22 protein-coding genes are annotated in these 25,209 nt (G+C 40.9%); 14 read left to right on the top strand and 8 right to left on the bottom strand.

Features of this window, described 5'->3' with window-relative positions:
- The first annotated feature begins 175 nt into the window (after positions 1-175).
- The 3 genes from TOL9009_RS0109260 (at position 176) to TOL9009_RS0109250 (ending at position 2,763) form a co-directional block, all read left to right on the top strand.
- Positions 176-1,069, top strand: coding sequence for a helix-turn-helix domain-containing protein (locus TOL9009_RS0109260; protein ID WP_029632552.1), 894 nt, complete (start codon positions 176-178; stop codon positions 1,067-1,069).
- 54 nt (positions 1,070-1,123) lie between these two features.
- Positions 1,124-1,702 carry a Uma2 family endonuclease gene (locus TOL9009_RS0109255; RefSeq protein WP_029632551.1) on the top strand — a complete coding sequence of 193 codons (579 nt, stop codon included), beginning with the start codon at positions 1,124-1,126 and terminating at the stop codon, positions 1,700-1,702.
- Positions 1,703-1,809: 107 nt separating this feature from the next.
- Entirely contained in the window at positions 1,810-2,763 is a 954-nt protein-coding gene (locus TOL9009_RS0109250) for a Rieske 2Fe-2S domain-containing protein (RefSeq protein WP_029632550.1), read from the top strand.
- A gap of 315 nt (positions 2,764-3,078) precedes the next feature.
- Here the strand turns inward: TOL9009_RS0109250 and lepA are convergent, their stop codons facing one another.
- Both lepA and TOL9009_RS45385 read right to left on the bottom strand, forming a co-directional pair.
- A complete protein-coding gene (gene lepA / locus TOL9009_RS0109245; protein ID WP_029632549.1) occupies positions 3,079-4,890 on the bottom strand; it encodes a translation elongation factor 4 in 1,812 nt (603 codons plus the stop codon).
- Between the two features lie 128 nt (positions 4,891-5,018).
- Positions 5,019-5,267: a hypothetical protein gene (locus TOL9009_RS45385; RefSeq protein ID WP_144238190.1), complete on the bottom strand. Its 249-nt coding sequence runs from the start codon at positions 5,265-5,267 to the stop codon at positions 5,019-5,021.
- 133 nt (positions 5,268-5,400) lie between these two features.
- Here TOL9009_RS45385 and TOL9009_RS0109240 point away from each other — a divergent pair, with 133 nt between their 5' ends.
- The 10 genes from TOL9009_RS0109240 to TOL9009_RS0109195 all read left to right on the top strand — a co-directional run bounded on the left by TOL9009_RS0109240 (position 5,401) and on the right by TOL9009_RS0109195 (position 16,455).
- The gene (locus TOL9009_RS0109240; RefSeq protein WP_029632548.1) at positions 5,401-5,637 is read left to right on the top strand and encodes a hypothetical protein; all 237 of its coding nucleotides are present in this window, start codon (positions 5,401-5,403) and stop codon (positions 5,635-5,637) included.
- A gap of 291 nt (positions 5,638-5,928) precedes the next feature.
- Positions 5,929-7,683, top strand: a complete 1,755-nt coding sequence (locus TOL9009_RS0109235; protein WP_029632547.1) for an ATP-binding protein — start codon at positions 5,929-5,931, stop codon at positions 7,681-7,683.
- Between the two features lie 358 nt (positions 7,684-8,041).
- The gene (locus TOL9009_RS0109230; protein ID WP_029632546.1) at positions 8,042-8,272 is read left to right on the top strand and encodes a NifU family protein; all 231 of its coding nucleotides are present in this window, start codon (positions 8,042-8,044) and stop codon (positions 8,270-8,272) included.
- A gap of 94 nt (positions 8,273-8,366) precedes the next feature.
- Positions 8,367-8,504 carry a hypothetical protein gene (locus tag TOL9009_RS47080; protein ID WP_186227516.1) on the top strand — a complete coding sequence of 46 codons (138 nt, stop codon included), beginning with the start codon at positions 8,367-8,369 and terminating at the stop codon, positions 8,502-8,504.
- The gene (locus TOL9009_RS0109220; protein ID WP_029632545.1) at positions 8,440-10,674 is read left to right on the top strand and encodes a glycoside hydrolase; all 2,235 of its coding nucleotides are present in this window, start codon (positions 8,440-8,442) and stop codon (positions 10,672-10,674) included. The genes TOL9009_RS47080 and TOL9009_RS0109220 overlap by 65 nt, the downstream gene beginning before the upstream one ends.
- Before the next feature lie 235 nt (positions 10,675-10,909).
- Positions 10,910-11,995 carry a serine/threonine-protein kinase gene (locus TOL9009_RS0109215; protein WP_029632544.1) on the top strand — a complete coding sequence of 362 codons (1,086 nt, stop codon included), beginning with the start codon at positions 10,910-10,912 and terminating at the stop codon, positions 11,993-11,995.
- A gap of 272 nt (positions 11,996-12,267) precedes the next feature.
- Complete coding sequence (locus TOL9009_RS38670; protein ID WP_072022119.1) at positions 12,268-12,810, top strand: response regulator; 543 nt, start codon at positions 12,268-12,270, stop codon at positions 12,808-12,810.
- A 256-nt stretch (positions 12,811-13,066) separates the two neighbouring features.
- The gene (locus TOL9009_RS0109205) at positions 13,067-15,106 is read left to right on the top strand and encodes a serine/threonine-protein kinase (RefSeq protein ID WP_029632543.1); all 2,040 of its coding nucleotides are present in this window, start codon (positions 13,067-13,069) and stop codon (positions 15,104-15,106) included.
- Between the two features lie 10 nt (positions 15,107-15,116).
- On the top strand, positions 15,117-15,269 hold the full coding sequence (locus TOL9009_RS49170) for a hypothetical protein (RefSeq protein WP_260675871.1): 153 nt from the start codon (positions 15,117-15,119) through the stop codon (positions 15,267-15,269).
- 166 nt (positions 15,270-15,435) lie between these two features.
- Positions 15,436-16,455, top strand: a complete 1,020-nt coding sequence (locus TOL9009_RS0109195) for a WD40 repeat domain-containing protein (RefSeq protein ID WP_029632542.1) — start codon at positions 15,436-15,438, stop codon at positions 16,453-16,455.
- 2 nt (positions 16,456-16,457) lie between these two features.
- Here TOL9009_RS0109195 and TOL9009_RS0109190 read toward each other — a convergent pair whose 3' ends face one another.
- Complete coding sequence (locus TOL9009_RS0109190) at positions 16,458-17,930, bottom strand: PPC domain-containing protein (RefSeq protein ID WP_029632541.1); 1,473 nt, start codon at positions 17,928-17,930, stop codon at positions 16,458-16,460.
- Between the two features lie 504 nt (positions 17,931-18,434).
- Here TOL9009_RS0109190 and TOL9009_RS0109185 point away from each other — a divergent pair.
- The gene (locus TOL9009_RS0109185) at positions 18,435-20,432 is read left to right on the top strand and encodes a serine/threonine-protein kinase (protein ID WP_029632540.1); all 1,998 of its coding nucleotides are present in this window, start codon (positions 18,435-18,437) and stop codon (positions 20,430-20,432) included.
- 15 nt (positions 20,433-20,447) lie between these two features.
- Here the strand turns inward: TOL9009_RS0109185 and TOL9009_RS47070 are convergent, their stop codons facing one another.
- The 5 genes from TOL9009_RS47070 to TOL9009_RS0109160 all read right to left on the bottom strand — a co-directional run bounded on the left by TOL9009_RS47070 (position 20,448) and on the right by TOL9009_RS0109160 (position 25,150).
- Positions 20,448-20,612, bottom strand: coding sequence for a hypothetical protein (locus tag TOL9009_RS47070; protein WP_186227514.1), 165 nt, complete (start codon positions 20,610-20,612; stop codon positions 20,448-20,450).
- A gap of 265 nt (positions 20,613-20,877) precedes the next feature.
- Positions 20,878-22,143, bottom strand: a complete 1,266-nt coding sequence (locus TOL9009_RS0109175; RefSeq protein ID WP_029632539.1) for a phthiocerol/phthiodiolone dimycocerosyl transferase family protein — start codon at positions 22,141-22,143, stop codon at positions 20,878-20,880.
- Positions 22,144-22,255: 112 nt separating this feature from the next.
- A complete protein-coding gene (locus TOL9009_RS0109170; RefSeq protein ID WP_029632538.1) occupies positions 22,256-23,395 on the bottom strand; it encodes a BMP family ABC transporter substrate-binding protein in 1,140 nt (379 codons plus the stop codon).
- A gap of 269 nt (positions 23,396-23,664) precedes the next feature.
- Complete coding sequence (locus TOL9009_RS0109165) at positions 23,665-24,036, bottom strand: sulfite exporter TauE/SafE family protein (protein WP_029632537.1); 372 nt, start codon at positions 24,034-24,036, stop codon at positions 23,665-23,667.
- A gap of 148 nt (positions 24,037-24,184) precedes the next feature.
- Positions 24,185-25,150: an acetamidase/formamidase family protein gene (locus tag TOL9009_RS0109160; RefSeq protein WP_029632536.1), complete on the bottom strand. Its 966-nt coding sequence runs from the start codon at positions 25,148-25,150 to the stop codon at positions 24,185-24,187.
- Positions 25,151-25,209: the final 59 nt, after the last annotated feature.

Below are 25,209 nucleotides of genomic sequence, written 5' to 3'. Positions count from 1 at the left end.
GCGAAATTTCGCGTCTCTACAACCCCGCAAAATTAATGCGATAGACTACTAGACATCTCCAGAAATTAATTATGCATTGCCCGAAACCCTTGTAGAGACGTAGCAGTGCTACGTCTCTACTTTTCGGGAAATATATACTGATATACTATTGGGTAGATAGGTATTTGTGTAACCTATGCCCCAAGAAAAGCCCTTAGTCTTAACCGAAGAAAATGAGGCATTGCAGCTTTACCCACGTCCACCAATCCTCACTAGCTTAGATGTAGGTTGGCATGGGGTAACTTTTGGCTATATGTGTCAACCTGCTTATGAAGTGCCGGAAGTTTCTACCCCTCGTTGGCATTCTATTGCGATTTTCACACATGGAAACCGTGTAATTCATGCCGAGCGCAAACTAGATGGACGCTTTCACCGTGATGCAGTAGTCGGAGGTGATATAGTTATTAATCCGGTCAACGTCGGTCAAAGTGCAGCTTGGGATGCAGAAGGCGATTTTATCATTCTTGGTATAGAACCTGATGTTTTTGCTCGTACAATTAACGAATCAGCAGATGGAAAAGATGTGGAATTATTACCGCACTTTGCCACACCTGATCCTTTGATTTACCAAATCGGATTAGCGCTGAAAAGTGTGTTAGAAAATAATCCGACAAATAGTCGTCTTTATGCAGAGACGATGATAAATGCTTTGTCAGTTCACTTAATGCAACATTATTCAACATGCAAACCGATTTTACCAGAATATAAAGACGGTTTCTCAAAGTATAAATTTAAGAAAGTAATTGACTATATAAACGCCCACTTAGAACAGGATTTAAGTTTAACAGAATTGGCTGCTCTAGTCCAGATAAGTCCGCATTATTTTTCTCACTTATTCAAACAGTCAATGGGCATCTCCGCGCATCAATATGTGATTCGTTGTCGGGTGGAACGGGCAAAAAATTTACTTTTGCAAGGTAATTTGAGCCTTGCAGAAGTTGCTTACAAAGTCGGTTTCGCTAACCAAAGTCATCTTAATAGGCATTTTAAAAGATTATTGGGAGTGACACCCAAACAAATATTAAGTTAATAATAGTTTAGTAAGATTAAGTTAATAATTTGTAGACTTGGGGGTTGAAATTCCATGATTATTGCAGAACGCTACTACTCACCTGAAGAATACCTAGAAATAGAGGTAAAATCCGAAGAACGGCACGAATATATTAATGGTCAAATTATCCCAATGACAGGTGGAACACCCAATCATAACCAAATTGCTGGCAATTTCTATGCAGCGCTCAATTTTGCTCTGAAACGTCAACCTTACCGCGTTTTTGTTACAGACCAAAGATTATGGATTCCTCAAAAGCGAATTAATACTTATCCTGATGTGATGGTTATTGCAGGTGAACTTGAATTTCAAGAAGGAAGAAAAGACACTCTGACAAATCCGATAATGATTGGTGAGGTACTTTCAAAATCAACCAAAAGCTATGACCGAGATGAAAAATTTGCAGCTTATCGAACAATTGGCAGCTTTCAAGAATATCTGCTAATTGACCAGTATACAATGCACGTTGAACAATACAGCAAAACAGATAACAACCGCTGGATATTTACTGAATTTGAAGATGCTGATGTCACGATATCCTTAGCCTCTATTTCTTTTGAAATTTCCCTGGCAGATATTTACGATAAAGTAGACTTCGACGTTCAAGATTAAAAAATCCTGCAAAGATAACAAGAACGTACAAAAAATCGGATGAATATACAAGACGCGAGAAAGTGCGAACGCCATACTAATAAATAAAAGTATTAGTTGCGTTGCATATGACTTGGAATTTACCCGGTGCCCCTTGGTTAATAGCCCACAAATCCATGTTAAAAGTAAATAAACCTAAATTATTTACTATTTGTGGTCAAGATTATGTATTTTGGAAAAATGAAAAAGGTGAAATTTCCGCTTTAGAAAATATCTGCCCTCACATGGGTGCAAAACTTTCTGATGGTTGGATTTGTCCAGATACTAATACAATAGCTTGTCCTTTTCATGCATTAGAATTTGACTCGGAAGGTAGAGCAATTTTACCAAATGAAAAAAATTCCAAACCTCTCGCAAAGCAACTTAAATTATTTTTTCAAGGTGATTTTATTTGGACTTACGCTAATCAAGAACCCAAGCTTCCCATTCCGGATGTTTTGGAAAAGCTATCAACTCAATTTCGGTTTATTGGTGTTGCGGGAGATGTAACTATCAAAGCACCTTTTCTTGATGCATTAGAAATTAATCATGATGTAAATCATGCCAAAGGAACTCATCGAGAACTTTTTAGAATCAAAGAAACAATAGTTAATGATTTTCAAGCTAATAATTATTTCTCTGTCTCTATCATCAAGCACATCAGAGAGAAAAATACTCTGAGTGAGTACCGAAAAAATATAGCTTTACTATTTTCTCCTAATCCGGTGGAATTAGTTCTAGAAAATTACTTTCCATCTTTGGTAGTTGTTTATAATGATTCACCCTTGGGTAAACTTGTGCAAGCATTTACTATATATCCACAAAACCAAAACACAACAAGGATATTTATCCCACTATTTGCTGAAAAATCTTTTGGTGTTTTCAATTCAATTCTTGAACCACCAACTATCAAAGCTACAGAAGAAATAATTCGGCAAGATGTGACGATGCTGGAAAATCTCTATCCAAGATTTGAACCCAAAATTAGGCTTTCTCATGAAGAACCTTTACGTTGGGTGCGTCAGCTTTATCACAATTGGTAAAGTAGAATGCAATAGGCTTTGTGTTAAGGATTTTTGGTACTGATTTTAGACTTGTAGAGACGCGAAATTTCGCGTCTCTACACTCGTAATTCAGGCTTAACTGAATGGTATTGAAGTATAATTTTGCTGGGAATAAGCGCTCTTTACCCTTAGTACGAATTTTTTATATTACTCATATTCGCGACTTTTTGAAAAAGTCGCGAATCTTGTTTTCACGCTCTTATTTAGGGCAGAGGTGTTGGGACTCTCAATCGATATCGTCCGCACAGAGGCTGAAAAATTATAGCATTCCCATGCAGAGCATGGGAACGAGGATTAATTTTGATCCAAGCGCAGCACTGCCATAAAAGCTTCCTGGGGAACATCCACTGTACCCAAAGATTTCATCCGCTTTTTACCCTTTGCTTGCTTCTGCAAGAGTTTCTTCTTTCGGCTGATGTCACCACCGTAACATTTAGCTAACACATCTTTCCGCAAAGCGGGAATATGTTCGCTAGCGATAACCTTACTACCGATAGATGCTTGAATTGGCACTTTGAATTGGTGTCGCGGAATCAATTCTTTAAGTTTCTCAGCCATCCCTCGCCCGACATTGTAAGCTTTATCTCGGTGGACAATCATCGCTAAAGAATCCACCGGATCGCCGTTAATCATGATATCCAGCTTCACCAAGGGATTTTCGCGATAACCGATAATGTGATATTCCATACTTGCGTAACCACGCGATCGCGATTTCATCTGGTCAAAGAAGTCGGTGACAACTTCTGCCAAAGGTAGCTCGTAAGTCAGTGTAGTTCGCCCTTTGGTAAGATACTTCATATCTTTGAAGATACCGCGCCGATTTTGCGACAACTCCATTAAAGTACCTACATACGTTTCCGGTGTAATCATTTCTACCTGAACGTAAGGCTCTTCTATCTTTTCTCGGTCATTGGGCGCAGGTAAACGGCTGGGGTTATCGATGTACAGTACTTCACCTTTGTTGGTTGTCACCTGGTAAACTACTGATGGCGCTGTAATAATTAAATCAAGATTATATTCCCGTTCCAGACGTTCCTGGACAATTTCCATGTGCAGCAACCCTAAGAACCCGCAACGGAAACCAAATCCCATCGCGCTAGAGGTTTCTGGTTCGTAGTGCAGTGCCGCATCATTTAAACTCAGCTTTTCTAAAGCTTCTCGCAAGTCTTCAAATTGATCAGCATCAATGGGGAACATCCCACAAAAAACCATCGGTTTAGCTTCGGCGTAACCGGGCAAAGGTGACGCAGCTTTTTTCGCATTGAGGGTTATTGTATCACCTACCCGTGCATCAGCGACAGCTCTAATCGATGCGGCTAAATAACCTACTTCCCCAGCGTGGAGTTCGTCAACTTGCTTTTGAGTGGGAGAAAGTACACCTAACTCATCAATGTCGTATTCTTTACCCGACACCATCAAATAAATGCGATCGCCCTTTTTCAGTTTGCCATCCATCACCCGAAAATAGACAATCACTCCCCGGTAGCTGTCGTAGTAACTATCAAAAATCAACGCCCTTAAAGGTTGATCTATCGTATCCTGGGGCGGTGGTACACGCTCTACAATTGACTCTAAAATTTCCGAGATGCCAATTCCCTCTTTTGCAGAGGCAAGAATCGCATTACTGCAATCTAAACCGATAATTTCCTCAATTTCGCTAATAACCCTTTCTGGTTCTGCCCCAGGCAAGTCTATTTTATTCAAAACCGGGATAATTTCTAGATTATGCTCTAGTGCTAAATATACATTCGCCAAAGTTTGCGCTTCTACACCTTGGGAAGCGTCAACTACCAAAAGTGCGCCTTCACAAGCAACCAAACTGCGCGATACTTCATACGAAAAATCTACATGTCCAGGAGTATCAATTAAATTTAGGACATATTCTTGACCGTCTTTTGCTTTATAATTCATCCGGGCAGCTTGCAGCTTAATTGTAATGCCGCGCTCCCGTTCTAGATCCATGTTGTCGAGAAACTGTTCCTTCATTTGCCGCTGTTCCACTGTTCCAGTGGTTTGCAGTAAACGGTCAGCAAGGGTAGATTTCCCGTGGTCGATATGAGCAATAATACAAAAATTGCGAATGCGAGCTGCGGGAACGTCAGTCATATACTTCTTTAATTAAGCGGCAACCGAGTTGAGAAAGCTATTTCCTTCGTATTGTAATGCAATCTATCCCGCTTACGCTCTTGGGAGTGGGGGAGATGGGGGAGATGGAGGGAGATAATTTCTTTCTATTACCATTGCCCAATGCCCATTGCCCAATGCCCATTGCCCAATGCCCAATGCCCTGAAATATGAAGGTCTATATCTATAGCATCTGGTATTGAACAACTAGAGTCGTACAATAAACATGAAGAACTGCAAAAAAATACACACATTTCTGGGCGATCGCTATTATGGTGATTGCCCGTAAATTGCTGATTGACTGAGAAATTTTCTAGAGCTATTGTTTTGTCAGGGTTCTCTGAAAATTGTGAATTCATTTTTGAAACTGCTACTTTGGCGGTATGGGTTAAAAATGAAACTCCAAGAAAGGAAGATTTGTCAAATCAACTACTTGTGTATCAGTCTTCTTCACAAAGCCTTTGACATGATGAATGTAGAGTATATAAAGCTATGAATATGAAAGAGAAACCTACTGATGCGGAAAATACACAAGCCGATAAGGTAGAAATCGCTATCCACCTTGATTCTGAGTTAGTAGAGCAAATTCAGCATTTGACCAACGATCCTAGTAAAGTGATTGAGGTGGCAATTCGTCAGTGGTTGCGCGGTGAAGTTAACAGAGATGATGAACTGACGCGTACTCCTTTCCGTACACCTGTTCCACCACGAGGGGAATGGAATGATTGACTTATCCTTTGGGAAACCTGACCCATGTAGAAAGGAGTTTTTGATTATTCAGATGTGCAATTGCGATCGCTTGGAAGTACCTATCTAAGTCTTGACAAAAAACTACAGTTCTCAAGGTAGACGAGGTTTAATTTATAAAGAGAGGATGAAAAATGTAAATTTTTTTGTCGAGGATAACAAATTGGCGAAAAAAACATTGCGAGTCTGCCGCATATGTAATAATTTATGCCAAACTTTAAGCAGCTTTTGCTAAACTCTTGCGGAGTCTCGTTTGTTTATCTAACTCAAGTCATGAGTATTACTGCCAACTCCCAACTTCCGAATCTATTGTCGAAGAATCTGAAATCTATTACCAGTAAAGTTGATAACACAGTACCAACTCTGGGATCGGAGTTGGTGTACACTCAAGACACCACAGGAGATTACCTGACATTTTATTGGAGTGCAGGCGATCGCTTGGGGATAAATTCTGAGCAAATAATAGGCGATCTAAATCGGGATGAAATTTTTGCTCCGGTGGAAAAGGTTGCCTATTTGCAACGTTTAGAGCGAATTGTGAAAAATGTGGCACCGGAAAGGTGTCAGTGCTGGTTTAGCTATCGTCAAGAATTATTTGAGTTGGAGTTGGTAATCAGCCCAATTATGCCGACCTTAGGCACAGCCGCGACTACAGTTTTAGTAATGGGACGATTGCTACAAACAAAAAGCAACAAAAAAGCAGTACATCTGCCAGCACCACAACCAACAGAGTTAGAGTTAGCTTTAAGTTCACATCAATACCAGAAGTTGGTAAGTCAAATTACCAGAAACATCCGGCGGACATTAGATTTAGATATTATTTGGCAACAAACAGTTGACAGTTTAGGAAAAGCACTAGGGTTAGAACGCTGTATTATCTGTCCGTATGAAAAAGAAAGCGCTAAGGTATCAATAATAGCAGAGTATCACAAGCCAAATATTGACTCAATGCTAGGCTTAGAAATAGATTTAGCAACTGAACCTGCATTTGTTCAAGCTTTAGCAACCCTAGAACCAATTGTGGAAAATAAGCCTAAGCATATGCTGTTTGGGCAAGAGAAAATTTTAGTAGTTGCGACTTGCCATCAAGACCAACCGAATGCTTTAATAACCATCAGTTTGCGGGACGAGTGCTATAAACTGACACAAGTAGAATTAGACTTGGCAAAAGAAGTAGCAGATCAATTAGGAACAGCGATCGCTCACGCCACATTATATAAAGAATTAGAAGCCGCCCGTCAAAAAGCTGAAGAAGCCTCCCGTCTGAAAACCGAATTTCTCACCAATGTATCTCACGAAATTCGCACCCCCTTAAATGGGTTGATCGGCTTTCAACGGCTGATTTTGGACGGTATGGCAGATGATGTTGAAGAACAAAACCAATTTTTGCTAGAAGCGCATAAATTATCTTTACACCTACTCGATATCATCCAAGACCTCTTAGACTTTGCTAAAATCGAAGCCGGCAAAACAGATTACGAACTTCGTTCAGTAAATCTGGACGAGTTATTGAGTGATGTGGGAAATTCCATGCACATGCAAGCTGAACAGAAAAACCTCAGCTTCGAGATGCAAACCCCCGATACCTCCGATGAAATTCTTGTCTACGGTGACTATCTACGCCTCAAGCAAGTAATCATCAATTTGGTTGGCAACGCGATAAAATTCACTCATGAAGGTGGTATAACTCTCAGCGCTGACGTAGTTCGCAAAAAAGTAGTATTTCAAGACCAGCAATTTCCTGGTATGGTGAGAGTGCGTGTAGCAGACACCGGTATTGGCGTTTCTTTAGATAAACAAGATAAATTATTTCAATTATTCTCCCAAGTAGATGGTTCCCGAACTCGCCAATATGGTGGCACAGGTTTAGGATTGGCAATATCTCAGAAGCTAGTAGAAGCAATGGGTGGTGAAGTCAACTTTTACAGCTTAGGCGAAGGACTTGGTTCAACGGTCACATTCACAGTACCTTTGTATCAACAGCCAGTTATGGTTTTATCAAGTGAAATTGACACCCCAGATAAATAAAATGTACTCTTAGCTCGTAGTGAGCGGTTTACCGCTCATATCTTAGGTTTTAACGGATAGAGTTCAGTTATTCCAACATTATGCTGTCTTATAAATCACAGATTTAGTTATTTGTCAATAGTCTGTAACACAGGATAACCGACAAACAACAAAAAGTAATTCAGCTGCAATTGGATCTACGATCAATTTAATAAAGCGAGAAAATAAAATCCTGGGGACTGGGGACTGGGGACTGGGGAATGGAAAAAGAATTATTACCAATGCCCGTTACCGATTACCAATTCCCCTTACCGATTACCCGTTACCTATTCCCCAATTCCATCATTCATTTACGAGGTATAAACTCATGCAACCGACAATGGAACTGACACCTGATAACGTAGAAACAGTCTTGGATGAATTACGCCCATATCTGATTTCTGATGGCGGCAACGTGGAACTCGTAGAACTCGATGGTCCTATTGTCAAACTACGACTGCAAGGTGCTTGTGGTTCTTGCCCAAGCTCCACAATGACATTGAGAATGGGTATTGAGCGCCGTCTGCGCGAAATGATTCCAGAAATTGCCGAAGTGGAGCAAGTAATCTAGGGACTGGGGACTGGGGACTGGAGACTGGGGACTGGGGACTGGGGACTGGGGACTGGGGACTGGAAAAAGAGTAATTACCAATGCCCCATGCCCAATGCCCCATGCCCAATGCCCCATGCCCAATGCCCAATGCCCCATGCCCAATAGCCAATACTTAATCTATTCTTATGTCTCAACCCCTTTACGTCGCCTTTATCTGGCATCAACATCAGCCGCTGTACAAATCTCCTGACAGCGGCGTTTCTGTGAAAAGTAGTCAGCATTACCGTCTACCTTGGGTGCGTTTGCATGGCACCAAGGATTATCTCGATCTGGTGCTACTTTTAGAAAAGTATCCTAAATTACACCAAACGGTGAATTTAGTACCTTCGCTGATATTGCAATTAGAAGATTACATTGCTGGGACAGCTTTTGACCCTTATTTAGAAGCTAGTCTGACACCCGTTGAACAACTGACGACTCAACAACGGGAATTTATCATCGAACATTTTTTTGATGCCAATCACCACACTTTGATTGATCCGCATCCTCGCTATGCTCAGTTGTATCACCAAAAGCAGGAACTTTCGGCAGATTGGTGTTTAGCAAATTGGCAACTGCAAGATTACGGCGATTTGCTGGCTTGGCACAACTTAGCGTGGATCGATCCGCTGTTTTGGGACGATCCGGAAATTGCGACTTGGTTAAAGCAGGGTAAGGATTTTAGTTTAAGCGATCGCCAACGCATTTACTCTAAACAGCGCCAAATCCTTAGCCAAATCATCCCACAACACCGCAAAATGCAAGACGCGGGGCAATTGGAAGTAACCACCACCCCTTACACTCACCCGATTTTGCCCCTACTTGCCGATACGAACGCCGGACGGGTTGCAGTGCCAAATATGACATTGCCCCAAAGCCGCTTTCAATGGGCAGAAGACATTCCTCGCCACTTACGTAAATCGTGGGATTTATATCAAGACCGCTTTGGACAATATCCACGGGGATTGTGGCCCTCAGAACAGTCAGTCAGTCCGGCGATACTTCCGGATATTATTAAACAAGGCTTTAAGTGGATTTGCTCAGATGAAGCCGTTTTAGGGTGGACAAAAAGACACTTCTTTCACCGTGATGGGGCGGGGAACGTGTTGGAACCAGAGTTACTTTACCGACCGTATCGTTTAGAAACTGCCGCCGGTGACTTGGCGATCGTTTTTCGCGATCACAGATTATCAGACTTGATCGGCTTTACCTACGGGGCAATGACGCCAAAACAAGCGGCTGCCGATCTAGTGGGACATTTACAGGCGATCGCTAAAATGCAAAAAGACAGCCAAAGCGAACAACCTTGGTTAGTTACCATTGCCCTAGACGGCGAAAATTGCTGGGAATTTTATCCCCAAGATGGCAAACCCTTTTTAGAAGCCTTATATCAAACTTTAAGTAACGAACCACACCTTAAACTCGTTACTGTCTCCGAATTTATCGAACAGTTTCCCCCCACAGCAACTATCCCCGGAGAACAACTACATAGCGGTTCTTGGGTAGATGGCAGCTTCACCACCTGGATCGGCGATCCCGCAAAAAATCGCGCTTGGGATTACCTCACACATGCTAGACTTACCCTCGCCAATCATCCAGAAGCGACTGAAGAAAACAATCCCGAAGCCTGGGAAGCTTTATACGCTGCCGAAGGTTCCGACTGGTTTTGGTGGTTTGGTGAGGGACATTCCTCAAATCAAGATGCCATATTTGACCAGTTGTTTCGCGACCACTTGTATGGCATTTACAAAGCGTTAAATGAACCCATACCCTCGTATTTAAAAAAAGAAGTAGAAAACCATACGGCAAAGACAGATCATCGCCCACAAAGCTTTATTCATCCAGTAATTGACGGCAAAGGTGATGAACAAGACTGGGACAAAGCCGGACGCATAGAAATCGGCGGTGCGCGGGGGACAATGCATAACAGCAGCCTCATCCAGCGACTTTGGTATGGAGCAGATCACCTGAATTTCTATTTACGGGTGGATTTAAAAAGTGGTGTCACACCAGGGCAAGATTTGCCACCAGAGTTGAATTTGCTTTGGTATTACCCTGATAAAACAATGCACAACAGCCCGATTCCCTTGGCAGATGTGCCGGATGCAGCACCAGCTAATTATCATTTTCACCATCATTTAGCAATTAATTTGCTGACGCAATCAACTCAGTTTCGTGAAGCTGGAGAAAATTATCAATGGCTTCCCCGTTTCAGTCGCGCTCAAGTAGCTTTAGATACTTGTTTAGAAGTGGCGGTACCGTGGGCAGATTTGCAAGTTCCACCAGATTATCCCCTGCGCTTGATTTTGGTGCTTTCAGATGAAGGGCGTTTTAGCAACTATTTGCCGGAAAATGCTTTGATTCCGATTGAAGTACCTTAGGGACTGGGGACTGGGGCATGGGGCATGGGGCATGGGGCATGGTATGAGTGAAATACGCGATCGCTTCTTTTTATTCCCATTGCCCATTTCCCATTGCCCATTGCCCATTGCCCATTGCCCAATTCCCAAGGTGAGGATTTTGCAAAGAAACGATAATACTACTGGCGTAAAAAAATCTTTATCGTTAAATTAAAGACACTTAGCAGCTTTTCAATAAAATCCCTTTTATAGCCTGATGAATAGCTTTCCTCCGAAAACATTAAATAAACAAGCGGATATTTTAAAGCAGACTCAGCTTGGTCAACTGTGTGGTCAAGGGCAGTTATTTCGCGATCGCTATGCAATATTGAAAATATTGGGCAGAGGTGGTTTTGGCATCACGTTTCTCGCCAAAAACATGATGTTACCGGGAAATCCTTTGTGTGTGATTAAACAGCTTTTTCCCAAGGTGAGTAGTCCGAAAATATGGCAACGAGCGTGCGATCGCTTTGAAAAAGAAGCAAAAATCTTAGGTCAGCTTGGTAGTCATTCTCAGATTCCCATGCTTTTAGATTACTTTCAAGCAAACGGAGAATTTTATTTAGTTCAAGAATACGTGCACGGTTCTACTTTGGCACGGGAAATTAAACGAACCGGTCTCAAAAGCGAAGCCGCAGTTAAACAATTTTTGCATGAATTACTGCCAGTATTGCAATACGTTCATAAACATCATGTAATTCATCGCGATATTAAGCCCCAGAACTTGCTACGCTGTGAAGATGATGGACGGGTGGTTTTAATTGATTTTGGTGCAGTTAAAGAGAAATTAGTTGAAACTTGTGACAGCGAAGAACATAAAAATGCCTCAACAAATTTTGTCGGGACTATGGGATTTGCCCCACCAGAACAGTTTTGCCTACGTCCAGTTTATGCTAGTGACATTTACGCACTCGGAATGACTTGTCTTTATTTCTTAACTGGGAAAGCACCTTTGGAATTTGAGCATGACTCGAATACCGGTGATATTTGTTGGCAAAAACATGTAGATGTCAGTGACCATTTTGCTCAAGTTTTAGGAAAAATGGTGAAGGTGTCATTATCAGAGCGTTTTCAGACAACTAATGATGTCATATATTCCTTAGGTTTGGAAAGCTATTTACCGACTTTGACGAATTGTTTAACTACCCAACCCAAGAAAGGTAAAAGTAGTGGAAATGCAGAATCTTCTGAATACTTACCACCTGTAGCACGCACCGCAAGCGCTATTCGCGAATGGAAAGCAAAACTTAATGCTAAAAATGATCCTAAATTTAAGGGTTACTTACCTCAAATATCTAATTAATAAGAAAGATTAAAAATTAAAACCGATTTGTAATATATTTATCGATGCGATCGCTATCTGTAATGTTCGCTCAATAGAATATTAGTAAAACTTTATTACATAAAGATTACATAAAGATTAAATTAAAAGTTTTCAGGCTATATTTACACGAAAATAAGTCTGGTTAGAAAAACTTAACTTCTCTCTCATAAATATGTCTCTAGGCAGATAGTTAACGCTATCTGCCTATTTCCACTTCCTAATCGCTTTCACCAAAAAAGGCGGTAATTAATGTGTCAAACAACCTTTGCTCCCTAAAAACGCCACAAGTTGACTTTTCATCTCTTGGTAACTTGCGAATACTTGTGGTGGATGACAATATCGATTGCCTGTATCTGGTTCAAGTTATTTTTGAAGATTATCAAGCACAGGTAAAGACGTGTAAATCGGTGGATGAAGCTATTGAAGCGATAAAAGAATCAAAGCCAGATGTTTTAATCAGCGATATCTGTATGCAAGGCAAAGATGGTTATTCGCTGATTCGTTCTATCAGACTTAAAGAAGTTTTAGAAGGAGGGTTTCTTCCTGCGCTTGCTTTGACGGGTTATGCATATCCGCAAGCGCGTACTAAAGCTTTGGAAGCTGGGTTTCAGGAACTTATTCTTAAGCCTTTTGATGCTGATCAGCTAGTTGCAGAAGTGGCAAAACTTACACGATTACGCTATTTATCTACTAACAAACAAACATTTTCACTCAATTCAGTGTCAGTGACGGAAACTTATAAACAAGTTTCAATTAACACTAAAAAAGTTGTGAATTGCCAATGTATAAACTAATTGAGAAAAATTAATAATCAGAAAAAATTTTTTTGTTCAGATTATTGTATAATCGGGAGAATAATAAATCATACGGCTCTCTTGGTTTTCCGGAGTTTAGGAAAACTGACTATTAATTGCAAACGTATACTAACAAGTAATTCCCCACTCCCCAAAACCTGGGTTGTCTACCAAAAGTACACGAGAGCCAATTTTATTAAGGGAAAATTAGGGGCAAACTTAGCATCATTTGTCACGCAGTCGCACCCATCAGATCATGATCTGCTGCATAAATCCCGATTGCCCAAATCCCCTAAATCTTGAAGGAAAGAAGTTTTGTCAAACATGCAGCACTCCTCTCGTGCCACTGTTGCGAAATCGTTTCCGTGTAATTCGAGTACTTTCAGATGAGGGTGGATTCGGCAGAACCTATCTATCAGAAGATATCGATAAACTTAACGAACACTGCGTCATCAAGCAATTAGCACCAAAATTCCAAGGCAGCTGGGCACAAAAAAAAGCAATGGAGTTGTTTCAAGCAGAAGCAAAACGACTGCAAGAACTCGGAAAACATCCGCAAATTCCGACTTTATTAGCTTATTTTGAGCAAGAAGGCTGTCTATATTTAGTGCAGCAGTTTATCGATGGACACAATTTATTAAAAGAGTTGCAGTTACGGAAAGGTTATAACGAGCCAGAAATTAAACAAATTTTGTTAGACTTATTACCAACCTTGAAGTTTATCCACAATCGCGGAGTCATTCACCGAGATATCAAACCCGAAAATATTATCCGCTCTCAAAGTGATGGGCGATTAAATTTGATAGATTTTGGCTCTTCAAAACAGTTAACGGCAAGAGTACAAAATAAAATTGGTACTTCAATTGGTTCACATGGCTATTCCCCAATTGAACAAATTAGGGATGGGAAAGCTTATTCATCTAGTGATTTGTTTGGTTTAGGTACTACTTGCTTTCATCTGCTAACGGGAGTTTCTCCTTTTCATTTGTGGATGGAATATGGGTATGGCTGGGTTACAGATTGGCGGCAATATTTAAAAAGTCCGATTAGTAATGAATTGGATTGGATTCTCGACAAGCTGTTAAAAAAAGAGATCCAGCAGCGCTACCAATCAACCGATGAAGTTCTCAGAGATTTAACTCAAAAAGAGTTACTGCAACTACCAGCAGCAAATCAATACTCGGCTGTAAAACCACCACCAACTCAAGGACCATCTTTACCAAAACAATATGTAGTATTCAGAAATTTATTTTTGACAGGTGGTGTGATTTTGTTGTTGGGATTAGGAGATGTTTGGTATAAGCAATCACACCGCTTAGAAACCAGCTTATCCTCTAGTTTGAATCAACCAAACGTTAATCGTGATAGTCGAGAAGCGATTTTAAGAGATCCTTCACCAATTAGCTTCGGGAACTTTTCTAATTCCGAAACATTCAATGGTTTTCATAACTCGGTTTTGTCTGTCGCCATCAGCCCAGATGGTAACACTATTGCCAGTAATAGCGATCGCGCTATCAAAGTATGGAACTTGGCAACCAAAGAGATAATTTATACACTGATTGGACATTCTAACAGGGTTAATGTCCTCGCTATCACCCCAGACGGACAAAAACTAGTTAGTGGTAGTGATGACAATACTATCAAAGTGTGGAATCTCGATACCGGCAGAAAAATTCGCACTCTCAAAGGACATTCTGACTCAGTTCATGCCCTAGCCATTACCGCTGACGGCAAGACTCTTGTTGATGGTAGTGATGATAATACGATCAAAGTGTGGAATCTCGATACCGGCAGAAAAATTCGCACACTCAAAGGACATTCATTCTGGGTTCGGTCTGTCGCCATCAGCCCAAATGGTAAAATTCTTGCCAGTGGTAGTTTTGACAACACTATTAAACTTTGGCATCTGGCAACCGGTGAGGAAATTCGCACCATGAAGGGGCATTCCCAAACCGTGACATCCGTCGCCATCAGCCCTGATGGTAAGATGCTTGCTAGTGGCAGTCGCGACCAAACGATCAAATTGTGGAATCTCGATACCGGAAAGCAACTTCATACACTTTCTGGGCATTCCAAAACAGTCACATCCCTTGTCTTTAGTGCCGATGGCAAAACTCTTGCTAGTGGCAGTCGCGACCAAACGATCAAATTGTGGAATCTTGATACCGGAAAGCTAATCCGCACCATGAAGGGGCATTCCCAAACTGTGACGTCCCTTGCCCTCAGTCCCGATGGCAAGACCCTCCTCAGTGGTAGTGAGGACAATACTATCAAGATTTGGCGAGTGGCTAATTAAGAATGGGGCAATGGGAATAAAAAGAAGCGATCGCGTATTTCACTCATACCATGCCCCATGCCCTATGCCCCATGCCCTATGCCCCATGCCCCATGCCCCATGCCCCATGCCCCATGCCCCATGCCCCATGCCCCATGCCCTATGCCCCATGCCCCATTTCTAATTTTTCGCAATTAGGAAAAAAGATAACAAAATGTGACAGAAAATTTGGAATTCGATCGCTTGAATGAGTAGATAAAGGTACTTCCATAACACCTCAAAGCTGACTTTTGTCTGAAGAATGCAGCATTGGGGTTGTTTTACTGCGGAATCTGTAAGGTCTGTAAATCATGACTTACTTCAAAATTAAAATTTTCACTGGTGCTGCGATCGCCCTCTTGGGATTTGGTGGAATTTTCTATTGGGAGTTTCCCTTAGCTGCATCTAGTTCTAATCAGCCTGTAAAGACACTTGAGAAAACGTTTTCGCCCAACTTCACGCTGACTGGACATGCCGATTCAGTTTGGGCTGTTGCTATTAGCCCTGATGGTAAAATACTTGCTAGTGTTAGTACTGACAAGACTATCAAACTGTGGAATCTGGCGACAGGACAGGAACTTCGTACTCTAAAAGGGCATTCTGACTGGGTTAATTCCGTCGCTTTCAGTCCCGATGGCAAAACTCTTGCCAGTGGCAGTAGTGACAAGACTGTCAAACTCTGGGATTTGGCTACAGGAGAAGAAATCCGCACTCTTAGAGGACATTCAGTTTCAGTTCAGGCGATCGCTTTCAGTCCAGATGGTCAAAGTTTAGTTAGTGGTAGTTGGGACCAGACTATCAAACTGTGGAATGTCTCTACTGGGGTGGTTATTCGCACCCTGAAAGCTAATTGTGATGTAGTTACATCTGTGGCTATCAGTCCTGACGGCAAAACTCTTGCCAGTGGTAACAATTTTGACAGCACCATCAAACTGTGGAATTTGACAACAGGGAAAGAAATCCGCTCATTAAAAGGACATGATGCCGCTGTTAATTCTGTCGCTTTCAGTCCAGATGGACAAACCCTTGCTAGTGGCAGTTGGGACGACACAATTAAAGTGTGGAATCTAACTACCGGAGAAGAAATCCACACCCTGGCAGGTCATGCCGATAAAGTTTGGTCTGTTGCCTTTAGCCCCGATAGCAAAACTTTAGCTAGTGCGAGTTGGGACAACACTATCAAACTATGGAATATATCTACAGGAGAGGAAATGAGCACCCTCAAAGGACATGTCAACAGAGTTTGGTCTGTGGTTTTCAGTCCTGATGGACAGCAGATCGCCAGTGGTAGTAAGGACAAGACTATCAAGATTTGGCGGATGTCTCATTAAAATTAGAAAACAGTCAATCGGTATTTACCACGTTGGAGTGAATTACCAGAAATCACCACTACGTAGTAAGTTTCATCTTTAGGCAACCTAGCTCGGTCAATTAAAGCACTGTACTTGCCATCTTTGCTATTATCAGCGGCGACTATTTTGCCTTGAGAATCTAGCAACACTATATAAGGAGAAAATTCTTCATACACACTATCTACACGAATACTAACAAGTTGGTCTTTTTTGCCTTGAAACTTGGAAATATCATAAAGGCTGCCGTCTTGTCTTCTTAGGCTTTGAGGTGTCAATTCACTTTCCGAGTCTAGACTGTAGCTGGCTCGGTCATTTCTGAGTGCGAGACTATACCGACCTTTAGCGCTCGGATTTTGGCTAGTGACTGCGATCGTGTAAGTACCGTTTGCAGGCAGTCGGACAAATACGAAAGCATCTTTAACTTCACCGCTTGCTCCCCCACTGCCTCTTTTTAATAGAACGTTGTTGTTGGGGTCAAGCAAAAACATGAACGGATCTAAACTTAGGTTATTTGAGCGGCGTTGATCGACACTACCACCTAGTCTAATTTGGATCAGTTGGTTTGCTCTGCCTTGAAACTGGTAGAAATGGAAATATCTACCTTGAGACTTAAAGTCACCCGGAGCCAAAACACCAAAGGCAATATCTACAAAGTTAATTTGCTTGTAATTAAGCGGTCTAGATGGGGAAACAGGCGAACTTTCTATACTTTGATTAGTAGTTGGCTTGCGACTACCCGGTCTTGATGGAACACGAGGTTGTGAAGGCTCCGGTGTCGGGTTAGAATATGTCGATGGTCTAGGTGTTGATGTACGTGCTGGCGTTGTTGGCTGCGTATTAACGGGTTTAGGTGTAGATGTACGTGGTGGTGTTGTTGGCTGCGTATTTACAGGTTTAGGTGTAGATGTACGTGGTGGTGTTGTTGGCTGCGTATTAACAGGTTTAGGTGTAGATGTACGTGGTGGTGTTGTTGGTTCGGTATTTACAGGTTTAGGTGTAGATGTAGGTGCTGGTGGCGTTGTTGGCTGCGTATTAACAGGTTTAGGTGTAGATGTACGTGGTGGTGGCGTTGGTTCGGTATTTACAGGTTTAGGTGTAGATGTAGGTGCTGGTGGCGTTGTTGGCTGCGTATTAACGGGTTTAGATGTAGGTGCTGGTGTTGGCGTTGGGTTGGTTGTATTAGGCGTAGCAGGGGGTATGGGTGACTCAATAGATGGGTTAGGTTTTGGAGATACAGACGGTTGAGTAGCAGGAATTTGCTCGATTCCTTGTTGTACTGCTTCTGGTTGTCTTTCATCTGGTGGTTTAGCTATGATGAAATTTTTACCTAGTTGAAGGCTTGCTAAAGCGCTTATGGGCAGGGCATAACTCCCTATCAAAAAACTACTGCTCATCAAACAAATCAAGATAAAGTCTAATTTGTCTCGATAGTTTTTTTTACTTTTTACTGCCATAATTACATTCCTCATTGTTGATGAAAACATTGAGTTTGAAGATAGGTTGTAATCGACAATATTTTATTATTGACGTGTTACTTTTATCTACTTTATGCTGATTTTTTAGAGCCAGATAAATTTATTTCGTTATCATACAAAATTTAAATTTTAAATCAATGAGAATATTTATATTCATCTGCAATATTATGTCGTTGCATAACCGTGAGTAGAGACGTTCCGGCGGAACGTCTCTACAATACGTTAAATTTATCGACCTAGATTGCAAAATCATCTCATAAAGGAAGCAACGCCAATATTATTATATATACAAATTCATACTGAGTTATAAAGGTGATGAAAGGCAACTCCCATTATAAAAGTCGTTTATTTGATGCAATTATGTAAGAGCGATCGCTTCATGATAATGTCATATAAATGCTAATTTTTTGTCCCCCTGATAGCAGATAGTCAAATTATACGTCATAAATTAATATATACCCATAGTACAAATGGATTCCCAGTATGCTCTGCTGCCTGAATCCCGAATGTCAAGATCCTCTAAATCCAGATGGTAGCAAATATTGCCAATATTGCGAGACTCCATTAATTACCCTGTTAAGGGGTCATTATCGAGTTATCAAATTACTATCTGATGAAGGTGGATTTGGCAGAACCTATCTAGCGGAAGATGTAGATAAGCTGAGTGAACAGTGCGTTGTCAAACAATTAGCACCGAAAGTTCAGGATGCTTCGGTATTGCGTAAAGCAGTTGAGCTATTTAAAGAAGAAGCCAAGCGGCTGCAAGAATTGGGAGAACATAACCAAATTCCCACGCTTTTGGCTTATTTTGAACAAGATAATTATTTATATTTAGTGCAGCAGTTTATTGATGGGCAAAATTTACTTAAAGAATTGCAACAACAGGGAACATTTAGCGAAAGCAAAATAAAAGAAGTTTTGTTAGATTTATTGCCCGTTCTTAAGTTTATTCACGATCGCGGCGTAATTCATCGAGATATCAAGCCACAAAATATTATCCGCCGTCAAAATGACGGACAATTAGTCCTAATTGATTTTGGTGCTTCAAAGCAGCTCTCGACAACAGTCATGATGAAAACGGGAACAGCTATCGGTTCGCATGGCTACACCCCAATTGAACAAATGCAAGATGGAAAAGCTTATCCCGCTAGTGATTTATTCGGTTTGGGTGCGACTTGCTTTCACTTGCTGACGGGAATTCGTCCATCTCAACTTTGGATGGAACAGGGTTTTAGTTGGGTTACGTCTTGGCGAAAATATTTAAGTAATTCTGGTAACAGCGTAATAACCTCACGCCTAAAATTGGGTAAGGTTTTGGACAAGCTGTTGAAAACAGATATCCAAAAGCGTTATCAATCAGCGGATGAAGTCCTCAGTGACTTAATATCTGTCTCACCATCCTCAGCAGCGCTTTCAACTTTAATTTATACTAAAGGACGATTGCCGCAATTAAGCGATCGCCACAGATATCAACTGATTACAAGTGCGGCTATTGTAGTGTTGGCAACAGCAGGAGTTTGGTATTCACAATTTCGTCCGCTTGCAATTACTAAGTCTTCTCCCACTCAGCCTGTAAACACAACTTCGGAAAATTCCAATCAACCAGATACCCTAAAAGGACATTCCAGCGATGTTAATTCTGTCACCTTCAGTCCAGATGGACAGATGCTTGTGACTGGAAGTGACGATCGCACGATCAAATTATGGAATCTCACAACTAAACAGGAAATCCGCACCTTTAAAGGACACACGTCATGGATTTATGCGATCGCTATCAGCCCAGATGGACAAACTATCGCCAGTGGTAGTGTTGACAAAACTATCAAATTGTGGAATTTAAATACAGGAAAGGAAATCCGTACTCTGAAAGGACATTCTGACAGCGTTGCTTCTGTAGCTTTCAGCCCAGATGGTAAGCTGCTAGCTAGTGGCAGTTTGGATAAGACGATTAAACTGTGGAATCTAGAAACAAACAAGGAAATCCGCACTTTGACGGGACATTCTAAGCGCGTTGCTTCCATTGCTTTTAGTCCCGATGGTTTAACTGTTGCTAGCGGTAGTTCAGACAAAATAATCAAACTGTGGCAGATCGCAAATGGTAAAGAAATCCGCACTTTAACGGGACATTTGGATTTGGTTACGTCCATTGCCTTTAGTCCTAATGGACAGCAACTTGCTAGCGGTAGTAAAGACAAGACAATCAAATTGTGGAATGTAGACACCGGAAAAGTAATCCACACCCTAACTGGACATGATGATAAGGTTACTTCTGTTGCTTATATCCGCAAATCAGATAGTGTAATTTTGGCAAGTGGTAGTAATGACAACACAATCAAATTGTGGGATACAGCAACTGGGGGAGAAATTCGCACATTGAAAAAAGATTCAGGCTATGTTTATGCGATCGCCATCAGTCCAGATGGACGAACTATTGCAAGTGGCGGTAGTGCTGACAATATTATCAAGATTTGGCGCCTTTGACACTCTTCGACCTATTTAAACCCATTTTTTCGGTAAAAAAGTAGTGAGGACTTCACTTGTAAGTTGTTCTTGAAGTTTAGCTTGCATAGGTTCACCTGCTGAAGCAGGCAGCTTGCGTTGTGACAAGAGTACAGCAGTGGAGGTACTCGACAGATTTGGACAAAACCGCTGGCGTCTCATCGATCCAAATCTGAAAGTATCTAATGGTTGCCCGTTCCAGTTTTAACGCACTCGTAGCGCGGAGGTAAGCGCAAAGTGGCGCAGAGTTTTTGTGATAAATTTTCGTCATGAATTAATGCAAAACCGTACTTAGATAGGTGCAACCGAAGCGTCGATTGGGACGGAAATACGTGGTTTGTGCGTAAGTCCTGATACAATAATCACAAAGCAAAATATTCCTGGTTCTTCAGCAGAAATTTTTGATGGAAATTACTTTCTCAGGCTATCATGCAGCCTCTAATTGTTCCATAGCTGTGTTTTTTATGTTGTAGGCATTTGCAGCAGGCACAAGAGACTCTTGGTAACGACAAATAAAACACATCTTATCCTTGAGTGTTGCTACACCTATAAAAAGTGGTAGAGATTTTGGTCCCGTAGCCATCAAATAAAGTTCCTGTAACTGTAAATTTCCAAACTGCTGTTTAATATTTAAATTCCCTAAATTAGTAATTGCAATATCTATTCTTCCTATTTTTCTGGCATCTGAAGTTTCCCCACCTTTGTTAGAGATACTAGATAATAAGGCTCTTGCTTTTAGTACATCGTCAAATAATTTTCCGTCTGCTACTACTTGATTGAGCTTATATTTAACTTCACGTGCTAAATCCCAAAAATCGGTATTCTGGCTTAATCGATGATCGGTGACTGGTCGAGTAATGTATTCACCCAGGTTTTCGTTGACAGGGATTTTCAAATAGTTGCGGATATTTATTGGTGAATGACACTTAAGAATAATATCGTTAGAAGATTTGACTTCAGCAGCGATCGCCAAAAGAAATGCAGCACATAAAGCACCGTGAACAGAGGTGTTTTCGACGCGACAGCGAGCTACAAGCTTGGTAGTTTTTGCCGAAGATAAAGTCCAATTAAACAGACGAATTGGAAATATTTCGGAAGTATTTCTGTCCTGATTATTTCGATAAGTTGCGGTTAATATAGATTCCGCTTCTATCGAATTCTCTAAATCTTCCTCAACCCAATTTTTTGTAACATCAGGGATAATTTCATCAACAGGAGGCAAATCTGGTAAAAGCTCACGAGGGCTGTCTGGTTCACCAATAAATTGCAAGATATCTCGGATAACATAAGCTCCTGATAAACCATCACCAATGCAATGATGAAAAGTAATTATTAGGTTAGAAATATCAGGTGAGTGCAGCAACAATACGCGCAGCAGGGGTTCTTCGCTCCAATTCAAAGGGTGATACAATTCTTTTTCCATTTCCCGACACCAATGTTCTTCTCCCTGCCGCTCAATTACTCGCAGTGGAATAGGTGGAACATTTTCTAAGGTAAATTGTGGCTGATTTTGATTGTTAGGGACTATTTTTAGTCTTAACCGAGAATGCCGAAGTTGTAGCCAAGCCAAAGCTTCAATTAATAAATCAATAGTAAATGTCCCTTTAATGGTTGCCGACAAGGTAACATTTTCCGGGCTGTTATTGTATGACAACCACATCAAATATTCTGAAGCTGTAAGAATGCGATTCATGACAATTACAAGGATTTTAGGGTGCTTTTTAAAACTATATAGGAATCCGATTTGATTATTGAAAAAATCTAAGTATGTGTAAGGTGCGTTACAACAAAAATATTATCGTAATTTAAGACTTCTCCTTCGCAAGCGTCCCCTCAACACCTTCAACATACCAATTCATAGCCAATTGTGCCTTATCATCCAACACCTTACCCTGTGGAACTCGCACCACACCTTGTTGGTCTTTCACCGGACCATCAAAAGGATGTGCAGTACCTTTAATAAATTCATCCCGCTTTGCATTCACTAATTGCTGAATATCATATGGAATCACCTGATTCATCGGCGAAATATCCACCATACCTTGACTAATACCATGCCAAATATCTTGAGATTTCCAAGTTTCATTAATCACAGACAAAGCTTTATCAGTATAAAACTTACCCCACTGATTAATTGCTGATGTTAAATGCGATTTAGTTCCAAACTTACTCATATCGGTGTTGTAACCAAAAGCATAAATCCCCTTTTCTTCTGCTAGTTGAATTGCCGCAGCCGAGTCAGTATGCTGTGATAAAATATCCGCACCTAAAGTTACCAAAGCTTGCGCTGCTTCTCGTTCTTTTGCTGGATCAAACCAACTTTGTACCCAAATTACTTTAACTTGTGCCTTGGGATTTGTTGACCGTATTCCTTGAGTGAAAGCAGCAATTCCGCGAATTACTTCGGGAATTGGATATGCACCGATAAAACCGATGATATTAGATTTTGTCATCTTGCCGGCAATCATTCCAGTTAAATATCGTGGTTCTTCAAAACGTCCTAAATAAGTACCGACATTAACAGCGCGTTTGTATCCAGTACAATGTTCAAAGAATACTTTGGGAAAGTCTTTTGCGACTTTTATTGTCGGGTTCATGAAGCCAAAAGAAGTTGTAAAAATCAACTTGTTTCCGTCTAAAGCTAGTTGACGAATTACCCTTTCAGCATCAGCACCTTCGCTGACATTTTCCACAAAGGTAGTTTTCACCTTATCCTGTAAATTTGTCTGCAATTCTCTACGACCTAAATCATGGGCATAAGTCCAACCAAAATCGTTCACAGGTCCAACATATATAAATCCTACCTTGAGAGGTTCATTTGCCGCTAAAGGCGAGGCTGTAGTAGACACTTCACCCTGTTGATTGGATTTTCTCCCGGTACAGCCAGCAAAGGTAAAGCCAGCCCCTGATAAAGTGGCATACTTGAGAAAGTTACGACGATCCATATTCAAAAAGATTTTTTATTGGTAGCAGCAACGCCAAATATACAATCATCTATTTGCCTGATTTTACTTGTTTGCTGTGGTTGGCAACGTACTTAAAAATTGTCATAATAATGATTTCGATTATACTAAATTTTGATTATACAGCGATACTAAGTTTTGCAAATTACATGACATACTGAAAAATAAGCGATCGCCTAGCTCGCAACTTAAAAAATGTAGGTAAAGTAAATAACCTTACCTACAAAAAAAATTGGTATTATTACCACTTGCTACCGAAAAAACAAATATCTACAACCAATCACTAATAAAAAGATACCGTATAGCTTCTTCATCATTTCACTGCTAATAAACGGCTGATTGGCAAACAGCGCTCCAAATAAATTACCAACTATTAGACCAATTGCAATAAATACAGCATATTTGATATTGACGTTACCGTTGCGATAATAAACAATTCCTGCTAGAATCCCGATTGGCAATATTTGAGCAGCAACTGAAGTGCCAGTGGCAAACTTTTGATCCATACCAATTAGTAAGACCATTGTAGGTACCATAATTGCACCGCCACCGATACCAAACATACCGCCAGCAACGCCAGCGACTAAACCAATCAGCAGCATTTGAATGATTGTGTTAGACATAAAAATCGTTAATGAAGGGGACTAGGGACTAGGGACTAGGGACTAGGAAAACTTTTTTTGAAAACCGTCTACACTCATGATTAGGGCATTTACATTCATTGCACTTTACTCTCATCCCCAATTATTAATTACGTTAGTAAATTGTTAATTATAAACTAATTGGCTTTGTAAATATTGATTTGGGTAGCATTCCGTGAACGCCTTTTTGGGGACTGTTCACAACTTGAGTAATGCGAAAATTCACAGATATACTACACAATACATAAGCATCTTCTGGCGACAAATTTGCGAAGCGTTCCAGAAAATTAATCATGTTTTTTACCGCAAATTCTAAAGCTTCATCTAAAGTTTGACCAAACCCCATTGTAATGATATCGGTAGGAGTTTCGGCGATGGGTGTTGTGAGTTGCAAATCTTTGCGAAGTTTCAATTCTATTGTACCGTTCATCGAAGTTTCAATCGCAGTAACATTAACTTCACCGTCTCCTTGTGCGGAATGTCCATCACCAATAGAAAATAATCCCCCAGTCACAAAAATTGGCAAAAATACTCTAGAATCTGTTTGCAATTCGCGGTTATCAATATTACCGCCATAACAACCAGGAGGAATTGAATTTCGGGATGTTTCGGGAGTAGCCACACCAAGAATACCAAAAAAGGGTTTGAGGGGAATTTTAATGTTACTACCTGTCGGAAATTCAGCGATATTATTTTCTAAATCGAGAGAAATGAATCTCAGAGCAGGTTGAGTAAACTGGTGTGGTAAAACTCCCCAACCTGTACGAATCGCATTAAAACCAACAGGTAAACTCGGTTTAATTGCCTTTAATTTTACCTCCAAAACATCCCCCACTTCCGCACCCCGCATATAAATTGGTCCGGTGAGCAAATGGGGTCCCCCACCAACTTTGCGTTCGGAGGGAAGATTTCGACAAATTTCAAGAAATTCTGGCGTCAGAAACTCCAATGGTGCTTTGTCGTAAATGTAGTAACCAGTATAAGTTTCTACGTCAACTGTATCGCCAGAATCAACGGTAAGTGCTGGTTCTACCTCGTGGGAGAAACCACCCAGATGCACTGTTTCCCTAGTGGCTTTAAGAATATGGTGAGTCATCGCTGCCCTGTATGCTTTCTCAGTATTATTGCTTAGAATAGCCGATTTGATCTACCAAT

The organism is [Scytonema hofmanni] UTEX 2349, from assembly GCF_000582685.1.
GTDB lineage: Bacteria > Cyanobacteriota > Cyanobacteriia > Cyanobacteriales > Nostocaceae > Hassallia > Hassallia hofmanni.
The sequence above is the reverse complement of the archived record's forward strand: the minus strand, read 5'-3'. Positions and strand labels throughout refer to the sequence as shown.

Coding starts and splice junctions, on each gene's coding strand:
- TOL9009_RS0109235 (WP_029632547.1), top strand. CDS start 5,929: ATGAGTATTACTGCCAACTCCCAACTTCCGAATCTATTGTCGAAGAAT.
- TOL9009_RS0109165 (WP_029632537.1), bottom strand. CDS start 24,036: ATGTCTAACACAATCATTCAAATGCTGCTGATTGGTTTAGTCGCTGGC.
- TOL9009_RS0109195 (WP_029632542.1), top strand. CDS start 15,436: ATGACTTACTTCAAAATTAAAATTTTCACTGGTGCTGCGATCGCCCTC.
- TOL9009_RS0109220 (WP_029632545.1), top strand. CDS start 8,440: ATGTCTCAACCCCTTTACGTCGCCTTTATCTGGCATCAACATCAGCCG.
- TOL9009_RS0109215 (WP_029632544.1), top strand. CDS start 10,910: ATGAATAGCTTTCCTCCGAAAACATTAAATAAACAAGCGGATATTTTA.
- TOL9009_RS0109185 (WP_029632540.1), top strand. CDS start 18,435: ATGCTCTGCTGCCTGAATCCCGAATGTCAAGATCCTCTAAATCCAGAT.
- TOL9009_RS47070 (WP_186227514.1), bottom strand. CDS start 20,612: ATGAGACGCCAGCGGTTTTGTCCAAATCTGTCGAGTACCTCCACTGCT.
- lepA (WP_029632549.1), bottom strand. CDS start 4,890: ATGACTGACGTTCCCGCAGCTCGCATTCGCAATTTTTGTATTATTGCT.
- TOL9009_RS0109230 (WP_029632546.1), top strand. CDS start 8,042: ATGGAACTGACACCTGATAACGTAGAAACAGTCTTGGATGAATTACGC.
- TOL9009_RS0109255 (WP_029632551.1), top strand. CDS start 1,124: ATGATTATTGCAGAACGCTACTACTCACCTGAAGAATACCTAGAAATA.
- TOL9009_RS0109175 (WP_029632539.1), bottom strand. CDS start 22,143: ATGAATCGCATTCTTACAGCTTCAGAATATTTGATGTGGTTGTCATAC.
- TOL9009_RS45385 (WP_144238190.1), bottom strand. CDS start 5,267: ATGAATTCACAATTTTCAGAGAACCCTGACAAAACAATAGCTCTAGAA.
- TOL9009_RS0109160 (WP_029632536.1), bottom strand. CDS start 25,150: ATGACTCACCATATTCTTAAAGCCACTAGGGAAACAGTGCATCTGGGT.
- TOL9009_RS47080 (WP_186227516.1), top strand. CDS start 8,367: ATGCCCCATGCCCAATGCCCCATGCCCAATGCCCAATGCCCCATGCCC.
- TOL9009_RS0109260 (WP_029632552.1), top strand. CDS start 176: ATGCCCCAAGAAAAGCCCTTAGTCTTAACCGAAGAAAATGAGGCATTG.
- TOL9009_RS0109205 (WP_029632543.1), top strand. CDS start 13,067: ATGATCTGCTGCATAAATCCCGATTGCCCAAATCCCCTAAATCTTGAA.
- TOL9009_RS0109170 (WP_029632538.1), bottom strand. CDS start 23,395: ATGGATCGTCGTAACTTTCTCAAGTATGCCACTTTATCAGGGGCTGGC.
- TOL9009_RS49170 (WP_260675871.1), top strand. CDS start 15,117: ATGGGAATAAAAAGAAGCGATCGCGTATTTCACTCATACCATGCCCCA.
- TOL9009_RS0109250 (WP_029632550.1), top strand. CDS start 1,810: ATGACTTGGAATTTACCCGGTGCCCCTTGGTTAATAGCCCACAAATCC.
- TOL9009_RS0109240 (WP_029632548.1), top strand. CDS start 5,401: ATGAATATGAAAGAGAAACCTACTGATGCGGAAAATACACAAGCCGAT.
- TOL9009_RS0109190 (WP_029632541.1), bottom strand. CDS start 17,930: ATGGCAGTAAAAAGTAAAAAAAACTATCGAGACAAATTAGACTTTATC.